Raw genomic sequence first — 22,239 nt, forward strand, 5'->3', positions numbered from 1 at the left:
GTCGGACGGTCACCGGGCGTTAACCCGTTCGTCCGAAGCGCGACGAGCCTGGAGCGACCGCAGTGCCCCTTACCCCGCCCCGCCGCCGTCTCCCCCGGCTGCCCGGGTCTCCCCGTCCGCCCCGTCCGCCCCACCTGACCCGGTCCCCCCGATTGGGCCTGCCCGGGCGGCGGACCGTCGTGCGGTTGCTGGTCCTGGGCGTGCTGGCGACCGCGTTCGCCGCGCAGGCGGTGGGCGCGCTGCTGCCGCACGTGCCGCTGCTGCTCGCGGGGACCGTCGGTTCGCTGGCAGCCGAGGGGGTGCTGCACCGCTGGCAGCGGGGCATGGTGTCACTGTTCGCCAAGTCGCACGTCGATGTCGCGGTGCGGCACGTGCTGCGGGACCTGCTGCTCGTGGTGGGCCTGCTGCGGCTCGGCGAGCAGCACCGCGAGGGGGTGTACGCCCCGCTCGTCGCCGGTCTCCTCGTCTTCTACGCGCTGCACTGGGCGATCCAGGCGGTGTCCGTCCTGGTCCGGCGCACCCGGACGCCGCCCGTGCTGACCCGGAACATCGACGTCTCCGCGCTGCGGCCGACCCCCGCTCCCCCGGTGCTGCTGCGCCGCCCCGGGCATCGGCTGGCGGCGTTCGGGCTGCCGGCGACGGCCGGGCTGCTAGCGACGGCGGCGACGGACGCGCCGGGGTACGGGGCGGCCGGGCTCGCACTGTCCCTGACGGCGGCGCTGGCGGGTCTGGGCGCGCTGCTGGTGCGGCTGCTGCCGGGGCGACGGCCCGCCGGTGAGCAGGAGGTGCTGGCCTGGTTCGAGGCGTGGCTGGCCCGGTACCGGCCGACGGTGGGCCTGTACTTCTCGGGCGGGGCGTCCTCGGCGTACCAGGCGAACATGTGGCTGGAGCCGCTGGCGCGGCTGGAGGAGCGGCCGGTGATCGTGCTGCGGGAGCGGCACATGGTGCAGCGGATCGCGGCGACGGACATCCCGGTGGTGTGCCTGCCGAAGGTGTCCACGCTGATGCGCCTGGAGCACTCGACGCTCCGTGTCCTCCTGCATCCGTCCAACTCGGGCAAGACCTCGCAGGTGCTGCGCATCCCCACGATCAAGCACGCCTTCGTCAACCACGGGGAGAGCGACAAGCTGTCCTCGTGCAACCCGTACGCGAAGGCCTACGACGAGGTGTGGGTGGCGGGCCCTGCGGCGCGCGAGCGGTACGCGCTGGCGGAGGTCGGCGTCGAGGACAAGGACGTGGTGGAGGTCGGCCGCCCGCAGCTGGACGCCGTACGGCCGTACGCGGGGCCGCCCGCGCCCGGCGGCTTCACGACCGTCCTGTACGCGCCGACCTGGGAGGGGTGGGACGGCAATCCCGGCAACACGTCGGTGGTCGAGGCGGGCGAGAACCTGGTGCGGGCGCTGCTCGCGGACCCGGGGGTACGGCTGCTGTACAAGCCGCATCCGCTGACCGGGTCGGTGGACCCGCGGGCGCGGGCCGCCGATCTGCGCGTCCGCGAACTGGTGCGGGCGGCGAACCGGCGACGGAGCGGGCCCCGCCCGGACGCGTCCGCGGCCACGTGCCTGGCCCGGCGGACGGCGGAGCTGGACCGGCTCACCGCGGCCGGTTTCCGGTCGGCGGCGGACCAGCTGGAGCGGATGCTGCGGCAGCCGGCGCCGGAACCGGGGCGGGCCGGGGCGGTACGGCGGGCGACGGCCGCGTGGGAGGAGGCGTACTGGGCCTCACTGCCCGCGTGGGAGCACCAGGTCGTCACGGACGCCCGGCCGCCGCTCTACGCCTGCTTCAACCGCACCGACCTGCTGATCAGCGACGTGTCGAGTGTGATCAGCGACTTCCTGGCGAGCGGCAAGCCGTACGCGGTGGTGAACACCGGCGGGCTGGCCGAGGACGGGTTCCGCAAGTCCTTCCCGACGGTGGCGGCGGCGACCGTGCTGACGCCGGACGCGGCCGGGGTGCCCGGGCTGCTGGACGCGGTGCGGCACCCGGAGCGGGACGAGTGGGCCGGGGAGCGCGCCGCGCTGGCCCTGCGTCTGCTGGGTCCGGTCGAGCCGACGTCCCTGGAGCGCTTCGCCGGTGCCGTGCGGGACCTGTGCGCTACGGCGGGCGCGCACCGGGCCCGGATGGCCGAGCGGCTCGCAGCGGAGCACCCGCTCCCGGGTCCGCGGCGCCGTCCGGCGCCCCGGGCCGCGACCGCGGCGCCGGAACAGCGGGATCATGCCTGAACCGGAAGAACCGAGTCCGGAATGTCGGGTGAAGCACAGAAAAGGCGCCGAGTGGGGATGCTCAGGGAACACGACAGGTTCCACCTCCACACGGAAACTTCATGTAAATCCTTTACGCTGATCCGGCGGCGCCCTTCGGGCCGACGACGCCCGTAGCGCACCCCGAAAACCCCCAGAACGCGGTCTCATGGTCAGACTCGGAACAGGTTGTAAGGATGCCCAAGCTCTCTCTCGTCGTTCCCGTGTACAACGTGCAGGGGTATCTGCACGAGTGTCTCGACTCCGTACTGGGACAGGACTGCACGGACTTCGAGGTGATCGCGGTCGACGACTGCTCACCGGACGGCTCGGGGGCCATTCTCGACGAGTACGCGGAACGCGACGCGCGAATTCGAGTGATTCACCTCACGGAAAACGTGGGGCTGGGCCGCGCGCGGAACGCCGGACTGGAAAGCGCCCGGGGCGACTACGTGTTGTTCCTGGACAGTGACGACACGTTGTCCGAGGGCGCGTTGACGGCGATATGCGATCGCATCGAGACCACGGGAAATCCCGAGATACTGGTCTACGACTACGCCCGCACCTATTGGAACGGCGCGATCAAACGCAATCAGCGCGCCCACCTTCTCGCGCAGGACGCCGGGCCCGCCGCGTTCCCCCTGGCCGACCGGCCGGAACTGCTCGACCTGCTGCAGATCGTGTGGAACAAGGCCTACCGGCGGGACTTCGTCGAGCGGGCGGGGCTGACCTTCCCGCCCGGGTACTACGAGGACGCCCCCTGGACGTTCTGCTCCATGATCAGTGCCGAACGGATCGCCGTGCTGGACCGCGTCTGCGTGCTCTACCGGCAGCGCCGCGAGGGCGGGAACATCCTCAAGACGGTCAGCCGCAAGCACTTCGACGTCTTCGACCAGTACCGGCGCGTCTTCGACTACCTCGACGCGCACGAGGAGCTGTCCCGGTGGCGCGGCCCGCTGTTCCGCAAGATGACCGACCACTACCTGACCGTGCTGGAGCGTCCCGAGCGCCTGCCGCAGAACGCCAGGGCGGAGTTCTTCCACCGTGCCTCCGCCGACTACCGCGCCCGCCTGCCGCAGGGCTTCCAGCGGCCGGGCGGCGGCCGGGGCCACAAGTACCGGTTGCTGGAGCGCGACGCGTACACGACCATGACGGGCGCGACGCGTGTGCTGAGACTCCGGCAGAAGGCCGTGAAGAGCGCCCGCCGGGGCGTCAACCAGTCCAAGCGGCGTGCGATGGGTCTCCTCTACCGTTCGCAGTTGCGGCGGCCGCTGGACGCGAACCTGGCGGTGTTCTCGGCCTACTGGAGCCGCAGCGTCGCCTGCAACCCGGCGGCCATCGACGGCGCCCTGGCCTCCCTGGCGCCGCACATCCGCCGGGTGTGGGCGATCCGTGCGGACGCGGTGGACCAGGTGCCGGCCGGGGTGGAGTACGTACGTCTGGGCTCGAAGGAGTACTGGACCGCCGTGGCCCGCGCGAAGTACCTGGTCAACAACGTGAACTTCCCGGACGGAGTGGTGAAGCGGAAGGGGCAGGTGCATCTGCAGACCCACCACGGCACTCCCCTGAAGACCATGGGCCTGGACCAGCAGAACTACCCGGCCTCCACCAGCATGAAATTCGGCGCGCTGCTGAGGCGCTGTGACCGCTGGGACTTCAGCGTCTCCTCCAACAGGTTCTCCACCGCCGTGTGGGAGCGGGTGTACCCGGCCTCGTTCACGGCCCTGGAGACCGGTTACCCCCGCAACGACGCCCTGGTCAACGCGACGGCCGACGAGGTGCGCGCGGCACGCGAGGAACTGGGCCTGGCCGAGGGTTCGACGGTCTTCCTCTACATGCCGACGCACCGGGAGTACCAGCGCGGGTTCGTGCCGCGCCTCGACCTGGAGCGGCTCGCCGAGCGGCTGGGGCCGGACGTCACGCTCCTGGTGCGCGGCCACTACTTCTACGGGTCCGACCCGTCCCGGCTGGCGCGGCTGCAGTCCGCCGGGCGGATCGTGGACGTGTCGGAGCACCCCGTGGTCGAACGCCTCTACCTCGCCTCGGACGGTCTGATCACGGACTACTCGTCGGCCATGTTCGACTACGTCAATCTCGACCGCCCCGTCGTGATCTTCGCCGACGACTGGGACACGTACTCCGCCGTCCGCGGCACGTACTTCGACGTGCTGCGGGAACCGCCCGGTGCCGTCGCCACGACGCAGGAGGAGCTGACCCGGATCCTCGGCTCCGGTGCGTGGCGGGCGGAGCCGGCGGCCGAGGCACGGCAGCGCTTCCGCCGGCGGTTCTGTGACTTCGACGACGGCCACGCCGCCGAGCGCGTCGTTCGCCGGGTCTTCCTCGGTGAGGAGTCGCTGCCGCCCGTGATCCCGCTCGACGAGCGCGGGCACGTCCCGACGCCCGCCGAGGTGCGCGCGCTGGACGGGGCGGGCGAGCCCGCCCCCGGGCGCGCGCGGTGCGGGAGGCGGAGGAACCGGCCGCCACGTCGTGAGGCACCGCTGACGACGCCGCCCCGCCGGCCTCCGTGACGGAGGCCGGCGGGGCGGCGGGGTGTCGGGGTCGCGGTGGCGTCAGAACGGCTCGAAGCCGTCGAACTCCTGCTGGGCCTCGTCGCGTTCGGCGTCCCGGTCGCGGCGCCGCTGGGCGGCCGGGCGGGGCGCCTCGAAGCGGTGGTCCTCGCCGCGGCGGCCGAGCATCTCGGCACCGGCCGTGACCGTGGGCTCCCAGTCGAAGACGACGGCGTTGTCCTCGGGGCCGATGGCGACGCCGTCGCCGTTGCGGGCGCCCGCCTTCATCAGCTTCTCCTCGACGCCGAGGCGGTTGAGCCGGTCGGAGAGGTAGCCGACGGCCTCGTCGTTGTTGAAGTCGGTCTGGCGCACCCAGCGTTCGGGCTTCTCGCCGCGCACCCGGAAGAGGCCGTCCTCCTCGCGGGTGACGGTGAAGCCCGCGTCGTCCACGGCCTTGGGCCGGATGACGATACGCGTGGCCTCCTCCTTCGGGCGGGCGGCACGGGCCGCGGCGACCAGTTCGGCCAGCGCGAAGGACAGCTCCCTGAGGCCCATGTGGGCCACGGCCGACACCTCGAAGACCTGGTAGCCGCGCGCCTCCAGGTCGGGCCGGACCATCTCGGCGAGGTCCTTGCCGTCGGGTACGTCGATCTTGTTGAGGACGACGATCCGGGGCCGGTTACCCAGGCCGCCGTACTCGCTCAGCTCGGCCTCGATGACGTCGAGGTCGGAGAGCGGGTCGCGCTCGGACTCCAGCGTCGCCGTGTCCAGGACGTGCACCAGCACGCTGCACCGCTCCACGTGCCGCAGGAACTCCAGGCCCAGGCCCTTGCCCTGGCTGGCGCCGGGGATGAGACCGGGGACGTCCGCGACCGTGTACACGGTCTCGCCCGCCGTCACCACGCCCAGGTTGGGGACGAGCGTCGTGAAGGGGTAGTCGGCGATCTTCGGCTTGGCCGCGCTGAGCACGGAGATCAGCGAGGACTTGCCGGCGCTCGGGTAGCCGACCAGCGCGACGTCGGCGACGGTCTTCAGCTCCAGGTGGATGTCCTGGAGGTCGCCGGGGACGCCGAGCAGCGCGAAGCCGGGTGCCTTGCGCCGCGCGGAGGCCAGCGCCGCGTTGCCGAGGCCGCCCCGGCCGCCCTGCGCGGCGACGTAGGAGGTGCCGTGGCCGACGAGGTCGGCGAGCACGTTGCCCGCACCGTCCAGGACGACGGTGCCGTCGGGCACGGGCAGCACCAGGTCCTGGCCGTCCTTGCCGGAGCGGTTGCCGCCCTCGCCGGGCTTGCCGCCCGTGGCCTTGCGGTGCGGGGAGTGGTGGTAGTCGAGGAGCGTGGTCACCGACTGGTCCACGGTGAGGATCACGTCGCCGCCCCGGCCGCCGTTGCCGCCGTCCGGGCCGCCGAGCGGCTTGAACTTCTCACGGTGGACGGAGGCACAGCCGTGGCCTCCGTTACCCGCGGCGACGTGCAGCTCGACGCGGTCCACGAAGGTGGTCATGGGATGTGCCTCCAGTTACTGCCTACTGCGCGAATGTCTCTTGGGTCAACACGCGAAAGGCGGACCCGCTTCCCCTCGGGGAAGTGAGGCCCGCCTCGCGAAAGTGTCCGATCAGGCGACCGGGACGATGTTCACGACCTTGCGGCCGCGGTGGGTGCCGAACTGCACCGCGCCGGCCTGCAGGGCGAACAGCGTGTCGTCGCCACCGCGGCCGACACCGGCGCCCGGGTGGAAGTGGGTGCCACGCTGGCGGACCAGGATCTCACCCGCGTTGACGGCCTGACCGCCGAAGCGCTTCACGCCGAGCCGCTGGGCATTCGAGTCGCGACCGTTCCGGGTGGACGATGCGCCCTTCTTGTGTGCCATGTCTCCTCAGTCCCTTACTTCGCAGCCGCGGGGATCTCAGTGACCTTGATCGCCGTGTACTGCTGGCGGTGGCCCTGACGACGGCGGTAGCCGGTCTTGTTCTTGTAGCGCAGAATGTCGATCTTCTGGCCCTTGTGGTGGTCCACGACCTCGGCCTGGACCTTGATGCCGGCCAGCACCCACGGGTCGCTGGTCACAGCGTCGCCGTCGACGACGAGCAGGGTCGAGAGCTCGACCGTGTCGCCGACCTGGGCGGTGGAAATCTTGTCAACCTCAACGATGTCGCCGACAGCAACCTTGTGCTGGCGACCACCGCTGCGCACGATGGCGTACACGCGGATCTCACTCTCTCGCTATGGAACGGCACCCCCGCAGTCCAGCCACCCGGTGACACACGGACGGCCTCTCCCGGCGGGAGCCCGCGAGGGCACGCACCCGGAAGGAAAGAGGTTTACGGGGATGTGACGCGTCAGTCGACACGCCGACGCTCAAGATTACGGGGCCGCACGACAGGGGTCAAACCGGGCCCGTGCCCCGTACGGCGCCTCAGCCGCCGACCGCCGCGACGTACTCGGCGTACGCCTCCTTCACCCGGGCGGGCGGCAGGTCGAGGTGCTCCAGGATCGTGTACCGGCCGGGCCGGGTCTGCGGCGCGAACTCCACGGCCCGCGCGAACTCGTCGTCGCCGAAGCCGATCTCCCGCGCCACCACGGGCAGCCCGTGCCTGCGCAGCGTGTCCGCCATCAGCAGGGAGCCCTCCCGGTCGCCCCGCAGGTACGTCGCGAAGGCGGCGCCGATGCCCACCTGCTCGCCGTGGCTGGCCGCGCGCCCGGGGTACAGCAGGTCGAGCGCGTGGCTGATCTCGTGGCAGGCGCCGGACGAGGGACGGGTGTGCCCGGCGATCGTCATGGCGATGCCGGACAGCACCAGGCCCTCGGTGAGCACGGTCAGGAACCCGTCGTCGCCGCAGCCGCCGGGGTGGCGCAGCACGGCCTCGCCTGCCTGCCGGGCCAGCGCGGCGGCGAGGCCGTCGACCTTCTCGCCGTTGACCCGGTGGGACAGCTCCCAGTCGGCCACCGCGGAGATGTTGGAGACGGCGTCACCGACCCCGGAGCGCACGTAGCGGATCGGCGCCTCGCGGATCACCGCGAGGTCGACGACGAGCGCGATGGGCGTCGGCACGCCGTACGAGCCGCGGCCCGCGTCGTTGTCGAGTATCGAGACCGGCGAGCAGATGCCGTCGTGGGAGAGGTTGGTGGCCACCGCGACCATGGGCAGGCCCACTCGGGCCGCGGCGAACTTGGCGCAGTCGATGACCTTGCCGCCGCCGAGGCCGACGACCGCGTCGTAGCGGCCGGACTTCATGCCGTCGGCGAGACGCACCGCGTCGTCGATGGTGCCGCCGCCGACCTCGAACCAGTCGGCGCCGGGCAGGGACGGCTCCAGCCGCCTGCGCAGCCGTGCCCCCGAGCCGTCGCTGATCGCCACGGCCAGTTTCCCGGAGTCCGAGATCCGCTGGTCCGCAAGGACGCTCGCCAGGTCGTCCAGGGCGCCCGGCCGGACGTCCACGACGAGCGGCGAGGGGATGAGCCTCGTCAGTACCGGCACGTGATCTTCTCTCCTCGCGGGGCGGGGCGCTGTCGTTGATGATGCGCCCGGGGAGGTCCGGGGAAACGTGTGGTCCCGTGCGAACGGATTCCGTCCGGACGGGACCACACGTTTTGCGACAGGTGCCGGATCAGCCCTCGTCGGTGGCGGCCGTGACCGAGAACGGGCCCTGCTGGGCGGCCGCCGCGGTCTTCTTCGACGCCGTCTTCTTGGCCGTGGCCTTCTTGGCGGCCGTCGACTTGGCGGTCGTCGACTTGGCGGCGGCCTTCTTGGCGGTCGTCGTCTTGGCCGCCTTCTTGGCCGTGGCCTTCTTGGCGGCCGTCGTCTTCGTGGCCGCGGTCTTCTTGGTGGCGGCCTTCTTCGCCGTCGCCTTCTTGGCGGTCTTGCGGGCCGCCGCCTTCTTGGCCGGGGTGGCCTCCTCGGCGTCGGCCGGCGTGTCCACCGCGTCCGGGGCGTCCACCGTCGCGGCCTGCCCGGCCGTGTCCTCCGCGGCGGCCGACGGGACGACCGTGACGGCCGCCTCCTCGGACGCGGTGGACGTGGTGGGCTTGCGCACCGCACGGCGCCGCGGACGGGCCGGGGCCGCGCTCTCGGCCGCCGGGACCGCGCTCTCGGCCGGCTCGGCGACGGCCGGGGCCTCGGGCGCCTGCTCGGGCTGCTCGGCCGCCGTGGTCTCGGGGACCGTCAGTACGGCGGCCTCGGCTCCGGTGGGCGAACCGGCCGGTGCGGACACCTTGCGAGTGGCCCGACGGCGGGTACGGCCCTTGGGCGCGGCCTCGTCGGTCACGGGCGCGGCCGCCTCACCGGCGGCCGGGGCCGGGGCGCCGGAGACCGCGTCCTCGACGGCGGCGGGCTCGGCCAGCACCTCGGCGGCGGGCTCGCGCCGCACGGGACGCTCGACCTCGTCCGACACGGTGACGTCCTGCGCGGTCGGGGCCCCGCCGCGCGCGGCCTCGCCCTTGGCGCCCTTGGGCGCCCCGCGCGGTGCCGACGCCCGGCGGCTCGCCCGACGCCGGCCGCGACCGCGGGTGGCGGCGGCCTCGGCCTCGGCGGCGCTGCTGTACAGCTCCTCGTCCGCGCTGAAGTCGGGGGCGGGCAGGGCGACCGGCTCGGCCGCCTCGGCGGCCACCTCGGCCTCGGACTCGGTGTCCGCCTCCTGCTCCGCCGTCGGCCCGGTCTCGACCCCGGCGGTCTCGTGCTCGTGCGGCTGCTCGGCACCGGCCCGCGCCCGCTTGCGGCGCTTGCCCCCGCCACCGCCACCGGCCGCGGACGGCTGGTCGAGGTGGACGATGACACCGCGGCCGTTGCAGTGGACGCAGGTCTCCGAGAACGACTCCAGCAGGCCCTGGCCGACCCGCTTGCGGGTCATCTGGACCAGCCCCAGCGAGGTCACCTCGGCGACCTGGTGCTTGGTCCGGTCCCGGCCCAGGCACTCCAGCAGGCGCCGCAGCACCAGGTCCCGGTTGGACTCGAGCACCATGTCGATGAAGTCGATGACGATGATGCCGCCGAGGTCGCGCAGCCTCAGCTGGCGCACGATCTCCTCGGCCGCCTCCAGGTTGTTCCTGGTGACCGTCTCCTCGAGGTTGCCGCCCTGACCGGTGAACTTGCCGGTGTTGACGTCGACGACGATCATCGCCTCGGTCCGGTCGATCACCAGCGAACCGCCGCTGGGCAGCCACACCTTGCGGTCCAGCGCCTTGGCGAGCTGCTCGTCGATCCGGTACGTGGCGAAGACGTCGACCTCGCTGGTCCACTTGGACAGCCGCTCGGCGAGGTCCGGCGCCACGTGGGACACGTAGCCGTGGATGGTCTGCCAGGCGTCGTCGCCGCTGACGACGACCTTGGAGAAGTCCTCGTTGAAGATGTCGCGCACGACCCGGACGGTCATGTCCGGCTCGCCGTACAGCAGCGTGGGCGCGCTGGAGCTGCCGCCCTTGGCCTTCTTCTGGATGTCCTCCCACTGCGCCTGGAGCCGCTCGACGTCGCGGCGCAGCTCGTCCTCGCTGGCGCCCTCGGCGGCGGTGCGCACGATGACGCCCGCGTCCTCGGGGACGATCTTCTTGAGGATGCTCTTCAGCCGGGACCGCTCGGTGTCGGGCAGCTTGCGGCTGATGCCGGTCATCGAGCCCTCGGGCACGTAGACCAGGTAGCGGCCGGGCAGCGAGACCTGGCTGGTCAGGCGGGCGCCCTTGTGGCCGATCGGGTCCTTGGTGACCTGCACGAGGACCGACTGGCCGGACTTGAGGGCGGCCTCGATGCGACGCGGGCCGCCCGCCATGCCCAGCGCCTCGAAGTTGACCTCACCGGCGTACAGGACGGCGTTGCGGCCCTTGCCGATGTCGATGAAGGCGGCCTCCATCGACGGCAGCACGTTCTGCACCTTGCCGAGGTAGACGTTGCCGACGTACGAGGTGGCCTGCTCCTTGTTGACGTAGTGCTCGACGAGCACCCCGTCCTCCAGGACTCCGATCTGGGTGCGCTCGCCGTACTGGCGGACGACCATGACGCGCTCGACGGCCTCGCGGCGGGCCAGGAACTCGGCCTCGGTGATGATCGGCACACGCCGGCGGCCCTGCTCGCGGCCCTCGCGGCGGCGCTGCTTCTTGGCCTCCAGACGGGTCGAGCCCTTGATGGACTGCACCTCGTCGGACGGCTCGCCCTTCTCCCGCGCGGGTCGCGGCTCGCGCACCTTGACGACGGTGCGCTCGGGGTCGTCGGCGGAGGCGTCGGGGTCGCCCGAACCGTCCCCGGCCCGGCGGCGACGGCGACGGCGGCGACGGCTGCTGCTGGAGCCCCCGCCCTCGCCGGAGGCCGCCTCGCTCTCCTCGTCGTCGTCCTCCTCCGCCTGCTCGGCGGAGTCCGCGGTGTCCTGATCGGCCCGGTCGGCCGGCTCGTCGGTGTGCTCGGCCTCGCCGTCCGCCAGGTCGCCGTCGGCGGAGTCGCCCCGGCGGCGGCGACGGCCGCCCCGGCGACGGCGGCGGCGCGAGCCGGACTCCTCGAAGCCGTCGGCGTCGTCGTGGTCCTCGCCGGACCCGTCGGTGTCGGCCTCGGAGTCGGTGTCGGTGTCGGTCTCCGGCTCGTCCCGGGTGACCGCGGCCGTAGCCCGTTCCTCGGCGGCCTCCTCGGCCGCCGCGCCCCGGCGCTTGCGGCGTCGGCGCGAACCGGCGGACTGCTCCTCCGGGGACTCCGCGCTCTCCCCGGCGGGCTCGGCCTGCTTGGCCGGCTTCGCGGACTCGGTACCGGCCGCCTCGGCGGCGGCCTCGGCGGCGGCACGCTCGGGCGTCTGGAACTGGGGCTCGGCGAACACGGGCGCCTGGAACACGGCGACGGAGGGGCGCGAGGGGCGCTTGGGGGAATCCCCCTCGTCGGACCCCGCGGCGGTCTGCGGCGGGGCGGCGAACCCGGAGGCGGCCTTCCGGGTGGACCGGCGGCGCGCACGACGCGGAGCGGCGTCCTCGGCCGGCTCGGCGGTCTTCGCGGCTTCCTCGGTCGTCTTCGCGGCCTCGGTGCTCTTCGCGGCCTCGGTGCTCTTCGCGGCCTCGGGGGCTTCGGCGGCCTCGGGCTCGGTGGCGGGCGCGGGCTCGCTCGGGGCGGTCACCCGGCGCGTGGCGCGACGGCGGCCGCGGCCCTTGGGCGCGGCGTCCTCGGTCTCGGCCTCGGCGGGCGCGGCGGCGGGCTCCTGGGCCACGGCGGCGGGCTCGGCGTCCGACGCCGCCGCGGTGGCGGAGGCGGCGGACGGCTCGGTGGCCGTGGTCACGCTGCGGGTGGCGCGACGGCGGGTACGGCCCTTGGGCGCGGCGTCCTCGGTGGTCTCACCGGCCGCGGAGGCCGGCTCGGGCGCGACGGCCCGCGACGGTGCCGGGGTCTCGGCGACGGGCGACGCGGGGACGACGGTCTCGGCCGTCTCCGCCGACGTCGGGGCTCCGGCGGGCGCGGAGGCGCGGCGTACCGCACGGCGGCGCGGCCGGGCGGCGGGGGCGGGCTCCGGAGCCGCCTCGGGGGCCTCGGCCACCTGGGCGGTGGTCTCTTCGGCCTCCGCCTCGTCCGCCTCGTCGGTCACGGGCGCGACGGTCTCCGCCGCCGCCTGCGGCGCACCGGACGGCGGGCCCGCCGGGCGGGACGCGGCCCTGCGCCGACGGCGCGGCGGCAGGGTGTCGCTGGGGGTGTTCGATCCGGAGTTCGTCGAGGTGGTCGACGACTCGGTGGGTTCGGTCGGTTCGAGCATGCGGGGGTTTCTCCCGTCAGGCTCCCGGGCGCCGCGCCTGGTCCGGCATCGACATGTCGACCGCCGGTGACGTCCGCGGCTCGCGCGATGCGCGGTCGCCGCCGTCCGGGGCGCGGGCGCCGCTCGGAAGCTCATCCGTGTCTTGTCTCGCCGGTTCCGTACCCCTTGTCGTGCACGGCCTGGCGAAAGTCTTGTGGTCGGTGCGCTGCCCGACCCAGGTGGCTCCCGAGTTCGAGGGCGGCGCTACGACGTCCGTCCCTACGCGGAACCTTCCTTACGCCGGCGCCTTCGCGGCGGCGGGAGCGGCGGCCGGTTGCGGCTCGGGCGCTTCTGCCTCGCGGTCGGGCGCGAGCGGGTCGGTCACCGCACCGGTCTCTTCATCGAACAGCCCCTGCGCCAGCCTGGTCACCGCTGCGGGGACCGGCGGCGCCAGGTCGGCCACGGCGCGAAGACCGGACAGGACGTCGTCGGGTCGTACGGCAGGCGTCACGTGCCGAACAACCAGCCGCAGTATCGCACAGGGCCGGTCGGTCGGCCTATCAGCCGGTGCACCGTGCGTGGTGAGGGTCTCCAGGTGCGCGACGGCGGAGCGGGTGTCGAAGGTGCGGACACCGTTCTTGGTGCGGCGCTGCACCTCCACCACGGGGGCCGCGTCGAAGGCCGCGACGGCGGCCTCGGCCACCGCGGGCTCCACCCCGTCCAGCCGCAGCTCCCAGACGGAGGCCGTCAGCCGGTCGGCGAGCCCGGAGGTACGGGCCTCGACCGCGTCGACGACGTCGAGCCCGGCGGGCAGCGACGCGTCGAGGAGCAGCCGCAGCCGCTCCGGGTCCCGGGGCTGGGTGAGCGCGATCTCCAGGTACTCCGCCTCGCTGCCCGTGCCGGTGGGTGCGGCATTGGCGTAGGACACCTTCGGGTGCGGGGTGAACCCCGCCGAGTACGCCATCGGCACCTCGGCGCGGCGCAGCGCGCGCTCGAAGGCGCGCTGGAAGTCACGGTGGCTGGTGAACCGGAGGCGGCCGCGCTTGGTGTAGCGCAGTCGGATGCGCTGCACCGCGGGTACGGGCGGCGGGCCTTCGGGCTGTCGCTTGCCCAGGGGAACTTCTCCTTGTGTACGGCGGTCGGGACGGGGCACCGTCCTCGCCGCGGCGGGGGCAGTCGCGCCCCGGTCCTCTCCCCCAGGGTACGCGTTCCCGCCGCCGCGGGTTCCCGCCGGTACGCGAACCGCCACGACGGGACGCCTTGCGGCGTGACCGGCGTGGCGGTTCGTCCGGGGCGTGCGCGGGTCAGGTGAGGTCGCTCCGCGCCCAGGTCCAGCTTCCGGCGCCGTCCCCGCTGTCCCATACCTTCACGGGCCGGGTGAAGCCGGAACCCGTGCTGGTCAGCGTCCACAGACCGGTGCGGTTGCCGCTGCCGTCCGCCCGCGTGCCGTAGTCGTAGAGCATGCCGACGTCACTGCGGCCGTCGCCGTCGAAGTCACCCGTGACCGGCTTGGAGTTGCCCCAGGTCCAGCTGCCGCTGACCGCGCTGTCCCACACGCTCACCGGCTTGCCGAATCCGGCGCCCGTGCTCGTCAGGGTCCACAGCGTGGTGCGGTTGCCGCCGCCGTCCGTCCGGACACCGTTGTCGTACAGCACGCCGACGTCACCGCGGCCGTCGCCGTCGAAGTCGCCCGCGATCGGCGCGGAGCGGCTCCAGGTCCAGCTGCTCGCGCCGTCCCCGCTGTCCCAGACCTTCGCCGGCCGGGCGAAGCCGGAACCCGTGCTGGTCAGCGTCCACAGGCCCATCCGGTTGCCGCTGCCGTCCGCCCGCGTGCCGTAGTCGTACAGCACACCGACGTCACCGCGGCCGTCACCGTTGAAGTCACCCGCGACCGGCTTGGAGTTGCCCCACGTCCAGCTGCCGCTGACCGCGCTGTCCCACACCATGACCGGCTTGCCGAACCCGGAACCGGTACTCGTGAGCGTCCACAGCGTGGTGCGGTTGCCGCCGCCGTCCGTCCGGACACCGTTGTCGTACAGCACGCCGACGTCGTCGCGGCCGTCGCCGTCGAAGTCACCGGCGACCACCGCGGAGCGGCTCCAGGTCCAGCTGCCGCCGTCCTCGCTGTCCCAGACCTTCACCGGCTCGCCGAACCCGGAGCCGGTGTTGGTGAAGGTCCACAGCGCGGTGCGGTTGCCGCCGCCGTCAGTCCGGGTCCCGCCGTCGTAGAGCACGCCGACGTCGCTGCGGCCGTCGCCGTCGAAGTCACCGGCGAACGTCTTCGAGCGGGCGGCGTTCCAGCTCCCGAAGTCCTCGCTGTCCCACGTGCGCCGCGGCGCGGCGAAGCCGGACGCCCCGCTGGTCAGCGACCAGAGCGTGGTGTGGAAGCCGCCTCCCTCGAGGGCGCCGTTGTCGTAGAGCACACCGACGTCGCTGCGGCCGTCGCCGTCGAAGTCGGCCCTGGGGGTGGGCCGGGCGTTGGCGGTGATCCAGTCCCGGACGTCGTCGACGCGGGTGCTGATCGCGGCGGGGGCGGTGCCCGCGGGGGCCTCGTTGCCGAGGCAGCCGACCTGGTTGGAGCGGCTGCTGACCGCGACGAGTGCCGGCCTGCCGTCGACGGTGCGCACCGCGGGGCCGCCGGCGTCGCCCTGGCAGACCGAGGCGCCGTCCTGCCCGCCGAGGGTGACGTCGCCGCCGCCGACCGCGGTGACGGAGAACGTCCCGGTGTGCCGGTCGAGCGGCACCCATGCGCTCGCCGTACGGCCGTGTCCGACGACCGTCAGCTCCTGCCCGGCGGCGGGAGCCGCGGCGGCGACGGGGACGGGCGTCACGCCCGGCACGGGCTGCGCGAGACGGGCCAGCACGAGGTCGCGCTCGCCGTGCGGGCGGAGCTCCACGACGTTGCGGACCTGGTCGCCGCCCACGGTCGCGACGGTCTTCAGCGGGGGCGGCCCGGCCGGGACCGAGGAATCGGCGGCGGGGTCGTCGACGAAGCAACTGGCCGCCGTCAGCAGCCACTCGGGGGAGATCAGCGAGCCCGAGCAGCCCCGCTGGTGATCGCCGACGAGCAGCCGGGCGGTGAAGCCGTAGTCGGCCTCACCCGCGGGTTGGCCGACCACCGCGTGCGTCGGAGCGGCGGCCAGGAACAGCAGCGGTGCCGCGCCGAGCAGCGCCGCGGCCCTGACTCCGGCGGCCCGCAGGGCGCCGCCCCGCCGGAGCCGTCTCGGAGGTGAAACGGTCTTGACACGTGCGTTCATCGCAGTCCTAGGGATCGTCCGGCCGTGCTGGCTGAGGGCTGCGGTCCGCCGACTGTTTCCCACCGGTCGAAGAGCACCGGGACCCGCCCACGCACACGGCCCCTCCACCCCTGGTTCACAAGAAGAACCCCGTACCCGCACCCCTCGGTCATCCAAGACGACGCTTCGTGATCCCGTCCACGGTTCGAAACGAGGCAAACTGACCGTACGTCACGAACAGGCCGTGACGTACGTCACTTGACGGTCAGCGGCAGCAGCTTCTTGCCGGTCGGGCCGACCTGAATGGACGTGTCCATGGCGGGGCACACGCCGCAGTCGAAGCACGGCGTCCAGCGGCAGTCGTCGACCTCGGTCTCGTCGAGGGCGTCCTGCCAGTCCTCCCACAGCCACTCCTTGTCGAGTCCGGAGTCGAGGTGGTCCCAGGGCAGGACCTCCTCGTAGCCGCGCTCGCGGGTGGTGTACCAGTCGACGTCCACGCCGGTCGGCTCCAGGGCCTTGTCGGCGCAGGCCATCCAGCGGTCGTAGGAGAAGTGCTCGCGCCAGCCGTCGAAGCGGCCGCCGTCGTCGTAGACGGCGCGGATGACGGCGCCGAGGCGGCGGTCGCCGCGGGAGAGGAGGCCCTCGACGATGCCGGGCTTGCCGTCGTGGTAGCGGAAGCCGATGGAGCGGCCGTACTTCTTGTCGCCGCGGATCTTGTCGCGGAGCTTCTGGAGGCGGGCGTCCGTCTCCTCGGCCGACAGCTGCGGCGCCCACTGGAAGGGGGTGTGGGGCTTGGGGACGAAGCCGCCGATGGAGACCGTGCAGCGGATGTCGCCGGAGCCGGAGACCTCGCGGCCCTTGGCGATGACGCGGGTGGCCATGTCGGCGATCTGGAGGACGTCGTCGTCGGTCTCGGTGGGCAGGCCGCACATGAAGTACAGCTTCACCTGGCGCCAGCCGTTGCCGTAGGCCGTCGCGACGGTCCGGATGAGGTCGTCCTCCGAGACCATCTTGTTGATGACCTTGCGGATCCGCTCGGAGCCGCCCTCGGGGGCGAAGGTGAGGCCGGAGCGGCGGCCGTTGCGGGTCAGCTCGTTGGCCAGGTCGATGTTGAAGGCGTCGACGCGGGTGGACGGGAGGGACAGGCCGATCTTGTCCTCCTCGTACCGGTCGGCGAGGCCCTTGGCCACGTCGGCGATCTCCGTGTGGTCGGCGGAGGAGAGGGAGAGCAGGCCGACCTCCTCGAAGCCGGTCGCCTTGAGGCCCTTGTCGACCATCTCGCCGATGCCGGTGATGGAGCGCTCGCGCACCGGGCGGGTGATCATGCCGGCCTGGCAGAAGCGGCAGCCGCGGGTGCAGCCGCGGAAGATCTCCACCGACATGCGCTCGTGGACGGTCTCGGCGAGCGGGACGAGGGGCTGCTTGGGGTAGGGCCACTCGTCGAGGTCCATGACGGTGTGCTTGGAGACGCGCCACGGGACGCCGGAGCGGTTGGGCACGACGCGGGCGATGCGGCCGTCGGGGAGGTACTCGACGTCGTAGAAGGCGGGGACGTAGACGCCGCCGGTCCTGGACAGGCGGAGCAGGAGCTCCTCGCGGCCTCCCGGACGGCCCTCGGCCTTCCAGGCGCGGATGATCGCGGTGACCTCCAGGACGGCCTGTTCGCCGTCGCCGATGACCGCGCAGTCGATGAAGTCCGCGATCGGCTCGGGATTGAACGCCGCGTGGCCGCCGGCCAGGACGATCGGGTCGTCGATGCCGCGGTCCGCCGCCTCCAGCGGGATGCCCGCCAGGTCGAGGGCGGTGAGCATGTTGGTGTAGCCCAGCTCCGTGGAGAAGGAGAGGCCGAACACGTCGAAGGCGCCGACCGGGCGGTGGCTGTCGACCGTGAACTGCGGGACGGAGTGCTCCCGCATCAGCTCCTCGAGGTCCGGCCACACGCTGTAGGTGCGCTCGGCGAGGACGCCCTGCTGCTCGTTGAGCACCTCGTAGAGGATCATGACGCCCTGGTTGGGCAGGCCGACCTCGTAGGCGTCGGGGTACATCAGGGCCCAGCGGACGTCGCAGGATTCCCAGTCCTTGACCGTGGAGTTGAGCTCTCCGCCGACGTACTGGATCGGCTTCTGCACATGCGGGAGCAGCGCTTCGAGCTGCGGAAACACGGACTCGGCGGCCGGGGAGGCTTCGGCAGGCATCTCACGGGACCTTCGTGTGCTGACAAGGGGGACCATCCAGCCTAACCCGACCGGACAGGTCCCCCTTACCGCTCACCCCGCGGGTGCCGGGCTACGCCGACATCGGTCTCTGCACGGTGATCGACTGGAGCAGCCCCACCGCTATCCACACGGCGAACATGGAGGAGCCGCCGTAGGAGACGAAGGGCAGGGGCAGACCGGTGACCGGCATGATGCCGAGGGTCATGCCGACGTTCTCGAACGCCTGGAAGGCGAACCACGCGGCGATCCCGGCGGCGACGACCGTCCCGTACAGGTCCGGGGTGCCGCGGGCGATCCGGCACGCGCGCCAGAGGACCACGCCGAGCAGGGCGATGATGAGGCCCGCGCCGAGGAAGCCCAGTTCCTCGCCGGCGACGGTGAAGACGAAGTCGGTCTGCTGCTCGGGCACGAACCGGCCGGTGGTCTGCGAGCCGTGGAAGAGGCCGGAGCCGGTGAGTCCGCCGGAACCGATGGCGATGCGGGCCTGGTTGGTGTTGTAGCCGACGCCCGCGGGGTCGAGGGCCGGGTTGGCGAAGGCGGCGAAGCGGGCGATCTGGTAGTCGTCCAGGATGCCGAGCTGCCACACGGCGAGCGCCCCGGCGGTGCCCGCGCCGAGCAGCCCGAAGATCCAGCGGTTGCTGGCGCCGGAGGCGAGCAGGACGCCGAGCACGATGATGACCATGACCATGACCGACCCGAGGTCGGGCATGAGCATCACGATCAGCATCGGCACGGTGGCCAGGCCCAGGGCCTGGAGCACGGTGCGGTGGTCGGGGTGGGGCCGGTCCCCCGCGTCGACGCGTGCGGCCAGCAGCATCGCCATGCCCAGGATGATCGTGATCTTCACGAACTCCGAGGGCTGCAGCGAGAAGCCGCCGGGGAGCTTGATCCAGGAGTGGGCGCCGTTGATCGTCGAGCCGAGCGGGGTGAGCACCAGCAGGATCAGGGCCACGGACGCGCCGTAGAGGACGGGCACGGCGGTGCGCAGGGCGCGGTGGCCGAGCCAGACGGTGGCGACCATCAGGGCGAGCCCGATGCCGGTGTTCAGCAGGTGGCGGGTGAGGAAGTAGTACTGGTCGCCCTGGTTGAGTTCGGTGCGGTTGCGCGTCGCGGAGTAGACGAGCAGCGAACCCATCAGGGACAGCGCGACGGCGGCCAGCAGTATCGGCCAGTCGAGCCGCCGGGCCATGGAGTCCCGGGCGAAGAGGCGGGTCCAGCCTCCCTTGTCGGGGCCGTATCCGGAGACGTGGAAGCTGTTGCCGGTCATGTGCGTGCCCTCCGGCTTCTTCCCCTGGCGCCCGGCCGGGCGCCGCGCCCGGCGCCGCGTGCGCCGCCGCGCCGCCGCCGGCGGCGGGTGTCGCGGTTGCCCCCGTTCTGGTTGGGGGTGGTCGCCGGCTGGTCGCCCTCCTCGACGGGGGCGTACTCCTCGTCCGGGGAGGCCTTCTCGTCGGGCTGAAGTTCCTTGACGACGTCCTCGGGCATCTTCGGCGAGAGGATCGTGCCGTCGGACCTGATCTTCGGGAGCTGGGCCTGCGGCTTGGGCAGCAGGGCCTTCTTCGGGTCGATGTCGCCGTCGTCGGAGACGCCGTACAGCGCGTCGTAGATGTTGCGGACGGCGGGTCCCGAGGCGCCGGAGCCGGTGCCGCCCTGGGAGATCGTCATGACGATCGAGTAGTCCTTGGTGTACGTCGCGAACCAGGACGTGGTCTGCTTGCCGTACACCTCGGCCGTGCCGGTCTTGGCGTGCATCGGGATCTTGTCCTGCGGCCAGCCGACCTGGGCGAACCGCCAGGCGGCGGTGCCGCGGCTGGCGACGCCGGCGAGGGCCTCGTCCATCTTGGCGAGCGTGGTCTTGCTTATCGGCAGCTTGCCGTGCGCCGTGGGCGCGATCTCGCGGACCGACTTGCCGTCGGGGCTGACGACGGCCTTGCCGATGCTCGGGTCGTAGAGGGTGCCGCCGTTGGAGATGGCGGCGTAGATGGTGGCCATCTGGATGGGGGTGACGAGGGTGTCGCCCTGGCCGATGGAGTAGTTGATGGAGTCACCGGCGCGCATCTTGTTGCCGCTGTGGCAGTTCTCGTACGCGATCTTCTCGACGTAGGAGCCGTCCTTCTTGCCGGACTTGCACCAGGCGTCCTTGTTGGCCTCCCAGTACTCCTGCTTCCACTCGCGGTCGGGGACGCGGCCGCTGACCTCGTTGGGGAGGTCGATGCCGGTCTTGGCGCCGAGGCCGAACTGGTGGGCGGCCTTGTAGAAGTAGTCGTTGGGGTCCTTGGGGTTCATCCCGCCGTCCTTCTTCCACTCCTGGTGGGCCAGGCGGTAGAAGACGGTGTCGCAGGAGAGTTCCAGGGCGCGGCCGATGGTGATCATGCCCTCGTTGGCCGACTCGAAGTTCTTGAAGATCTGACCGCCGACGTCGTAGGCGCTGGAGCAGTCGTAGTTGCCGTCGAAGTCGTAGCCGGCCTCGACCGCGCCGGCCGAGGAGACGACCTTGAAGATGGAGCCGGGGGCGGCCTGGCCCTGGGTGGCGCGGTTGAGCAGCGGGTAGTTGGAGTCCTTGCCGGTGAGCTTCTTGTAGTCCTTGGCGGAGATGCCGCCGACCCAGGCGTTGGGGTCGTAGTCCGGGTTGGAGGCCATGGCGACGACGCGGCCGGTCTTGGCCTCCATCACCACGACCGCGCCCGCGTCGGCCTCGTAGAGCCGGTTGGTGTTGCGGTCCATCTCCTTGCGGGCGGCCTTCATCGCCTCGTTCAGCTCGTACTCGGCGACCCGCTGGACGCGGGCGTCGATGCTGGTGACGAGGTTGGAGCCGGGGGTGCCGGGGTCGGACTCGGCCTCGCCGATGACGCGGCCGAGGTTGTCGACCTCGTAGCGGGTGACACCGGCCTTGCCGCGCAGCGCCTTGTCGTACTGGCGCTCCAGGCCGGAGCGGCCGACCTGGTCGGAGCGCAGGAAGGGCGAGTCGGTGTCCTGGGCCTTCTGCAGCTCCTCGTCGGTGACCGGCGAGAGGTAGCCGAGGACCTGGGCGGTGTTGGACTCGCCGGGGGCGGCGTAGCGGCGTACGGCCATGGGTTCGGCGGTGATGCCGGGGAAGTCCTCGGCGCGTTCGCGGATCTGCAGGGCCTGCTTGACCGTGGCCTCGTCGGTGACGGGGATCGGCTGGTAGGGCGAACCGTTCCAGCAGGGCTGCGGGGTCTCGGCGTCGCAGAGGCGGACCTTGTCGATGACGTCCTGGGGCTTCATGCCGAGGACGCCGGCGAGCTTGGTGAGGACCGCCTTGCCGTCGTCCCTCATCTTCAGCAGGTCGGTGCGGGAGGCGGAGACCACGAGCCGGGTCTCGTTGTCGGCGAGGGCCACGCCGCGGGCGTCCAGGATCGAGCCGCGGGTGGCGGGCTGGACGACCTGCTGGACGTGGTTGCCGGAGGCCTTCTCGGCGTACTCGTCGCCCTGGCGGATCTGGAGGTACCAGAGGCGGCCGCCGAGGGTGGCGAGGAGGGAGAGGACGAGGATCTGGATGACGACGAGCCGGGTCTGGACGCGGGTACTGCGGCCGGTCTCCGGAATGTTAGTCATGGGCGCAGCCCATCCGGTTGAGGGTGGTGGTGGGCGACGGGTGGGGATCGGTCACTGGTTCTGGCTCCCCCTCACGAAGTATGTGCTGTTGGAGTGGTGCCGCCCGGTCACAGCCGCTTGACCCCCTTGATGCGTCCGGCGCGGGCCACCCGGGCGCGGGCCGTCTTCATCCGCAGCGCGTTGCGCTGTCTGCCGATGCGCAGGCCGGTGCCTGAGGAGAGCCAGCCGGAGGAGATGTCGGGGCTCTGGGCCGCGGAGTTGGTGTCGGCCAGCGGGTCGTTGTCGGCGCGGCGGGCGAGGGCCATGACGCCGGGGACGACGAAGGGCGCGAGCAGCAGGTCGTACAGGGAGGCCGTGAACAGCAGGCTGGGCAGGCCGACATGGCGGGCGGCGGTGTCGCCGACGAGGGCGCCGACACCGGCGTAGAGCAGGGTGGTGCCGATGGCGGCGCCGACGACCACGACCATGGGGCCGGTGGCCGACCGGAGCCGTCCGTTCTCCGGTTTGGCGAGGCCGGCGAGGTAGCCGATGACGCAGAGCACCAGGGCGTAGCGGCCGGCGGCGTGGTCGGCGGGTGGGGCGAGGTCGGCGAGGAGTCCGGCGCCGAAGCCGACGAGGGCGCCGCCGACGTGGCCGTAGACCAGGGCGAGGCCGAGGACGGTGAGCAGCAGCAGGTCGGGGACGGCGCCGGGCAGGTGGAGGCGGGCGAGGACGCTCACCTGGACCACCAGGGCGACGACGACCAGGGCGACGGACAGCAGGATCCGGTTGACGCGCATGGGGTGA

General features: G+C 72.5%; 13 protein-coding genes. 2 read left to right on the plus strand and 11 right to left on the minus strand.

Translation table 11 applies throughout. From position 1 onward, the window contains the following. Nucleotides 1–179: 179 nt before the first annotated feature. Together BJ961_RS29785 and BJ961_RS29790 are read left to right on the plus strand one after the other, a co-directional pair. Nucleotides 180–2,222, plus strand: coding sequence for a hypothetical protein (locus BJ961_RS29785; protein WP_271415882.1), 2,043 nt, complete (start codon nucleotides 180–182; stop codon nucleotides 2,220–2,222). 215 nt (nucleotides 2,223–2,437) lie between these two features. Next, complete coding sequence (locus tag BJ961_RS29790) at nucleotides 2,438–4,768, plus strand: bifunctional glycosyltransferase/CDP-glycerol:glycerophosphate glycerophosphotransferase (RefSeq protein WP_271415883.1); 2,331 nt, start codon at nucleotides 2,438–2,440, stop codon at nucleotides 4,766–4,768. Between the two features lie 42 nt (nucleotides 4,769–4,810). Here the strand turns inward: BJ961_RS29790 and obgE are convergent, their stop codons facing one another. The 11 genes from obgE to mreD form a co-directional block, all read right to left on the minus strand. Further along, nucleotides 4,811–6,247: a GTPase ObgE gene (gene obgE, locus BJ961_RS29795; RefSeq protein WP_271415884.1), complete on the minus strand. Its 1,437-nt coding sequence runs from the start codon at nucleotides 6,245–6,247 to the stop codon at nucleotides 4,811–4,813. A 111-nt stretch (nucleotides 6,248–6,358) separates the two neighbouring features. Continuing rightward, the gene (rpmA, locus tag BJ961_RS29800) at nucleotides 6,359–6,613 is read right to left on the minus strand and encodes a 50S ribosomal protein L27 (RefSeq protein ID WP_003976205.1); all 255 of its coding nucleotides are present in this window, start codon (nucleotides 6,611–6,613) and stop codon (nucleotides 6,359–6,361) included. 14 nt (nucleotides 6,614–6,627) lie between these two features. Further along, entirely contained in the window at nucleotides 6,628–6,948 is a 321-nt protein-coding gene (gene rplU / locus BJ961_RS29805) for a 50S ribosomal protein L21 (RefSeq protein ID WP_007449531.1), read from the minus strand. Between the two features lie 211 nt (nucleotides 6,949–7,159). Next, on the minus strand, nucleotides 7,160–8,221 hold the full coding sequence (locus BJ961_RS29810; RefSeq protein ID WP_271415885.1) for an iron-containing alcohol dehydrogenase family protein: 1,062 nt from the start codon (nucleotides 8,219–8,221) through the stop codon (nucleotides 7,160–7,162). Nucleotides 8,222–8,351: 130 nt separating this feature from the next. Further along, nucleotides 8,352–12,449 (minus strand): ribonuclease E/G, encoded by a 4,098-nt coding sequence (locus BJ961_RS29815; RefSeq protein WP_271415886.1) that lies wholly within the window; start codon nucleotides 12,447–12,449, stop codon nucleotides 8,352–8,354. Nucleotides 12,450–12,723: 274 nt separating this feature from the next. Beyond that, nucleotides 12,724–13,500, minus strand: coding sequence for a TIGR03936 family radical SAM-associated protein (locus BJ961_RS29820; protein WP_271415887.1), 777 nt, complete (start codon nucleotides 13,498–13,500; stop codon nucleotides 12,724–12,726). 232 nt (nucleotides 13,501–13,732) lie between these two features. Beyond that, on the minus strand, nucleotides 13,733–15,685 hold the full coding sequence (locus BJ961_RS29825; protein WP_271415888.1) for a trypsin-like serine protease: 1,953 nt from the start codon (nucleotides 15,683–15,685) through the stop codon (nucleotides 13,733–13,735). Between the two features lie 233 nt (nucleotides 15,686–15,918). Next, on the minus strand, nucleotides 15,919–17,859 hold the full coding sequence (locus tag BJ961_RS29830; protein ID WP_271415889.1) for a TIGR03960 family B12-binding radical SAM protein: 1,941 nt from the start codon (nucleotides 17,857–17,859) through the stop codon (nucleotides 15,919–15,921). A gap of 91 nt (nucleotides 17,860–17,950) precedes the next feature. Next, a complete protein-coding gene (gene rodA, locus BJ961_RS29835) occupies nucleotides 17,951–19,147 on the minus strand; it encodes a rod shape-determining protein RodA (protein ID WP_271415890.1) in 1,197 nt (398 codons plus the stop codon). Further along, complete coding sequence (gene mrdA / locus BJ961_RS29840; protein WP_271415891.1) at nucleotides 19,144–21,453, minus strand: penicillin-binding protein 2; 2,310 nt, start codon at nucleotides 21,451–21,453, stop codon at nucleotides 19,144–19,146. Before mrdA ends, rodA begins: the two co-directional genes overlap by 4 nt. Before the next feature lie 107 nt (nucleotides 21,454–21,560). Then, nucleotides 21,561–22,232, minus strand: a complete 672-nt coding sequence (gene mreD, locus BJ961_RS29845; RefSeq protein ID WP_271415892.1) for a rod shape-determining protein MreD — start codon at nucleotides 22,230–22,232, stop codon at nucleotides 21,561–21,563. Between the last annotated feature and the right edge of the window lie 7 nt (nucleotides 22,233–22,239).

The sequence above is a fragment of the Streptomyces lienomycini genome, assembly GCF_027947595.1.
GTDB classification, from domain to species: domain Bacteria; phylum Actinomycetota; class Actinomycetes; order Streptomycetales; family Streptomycetaceae; genus Streptomyces; species Streptomyces lienomycini.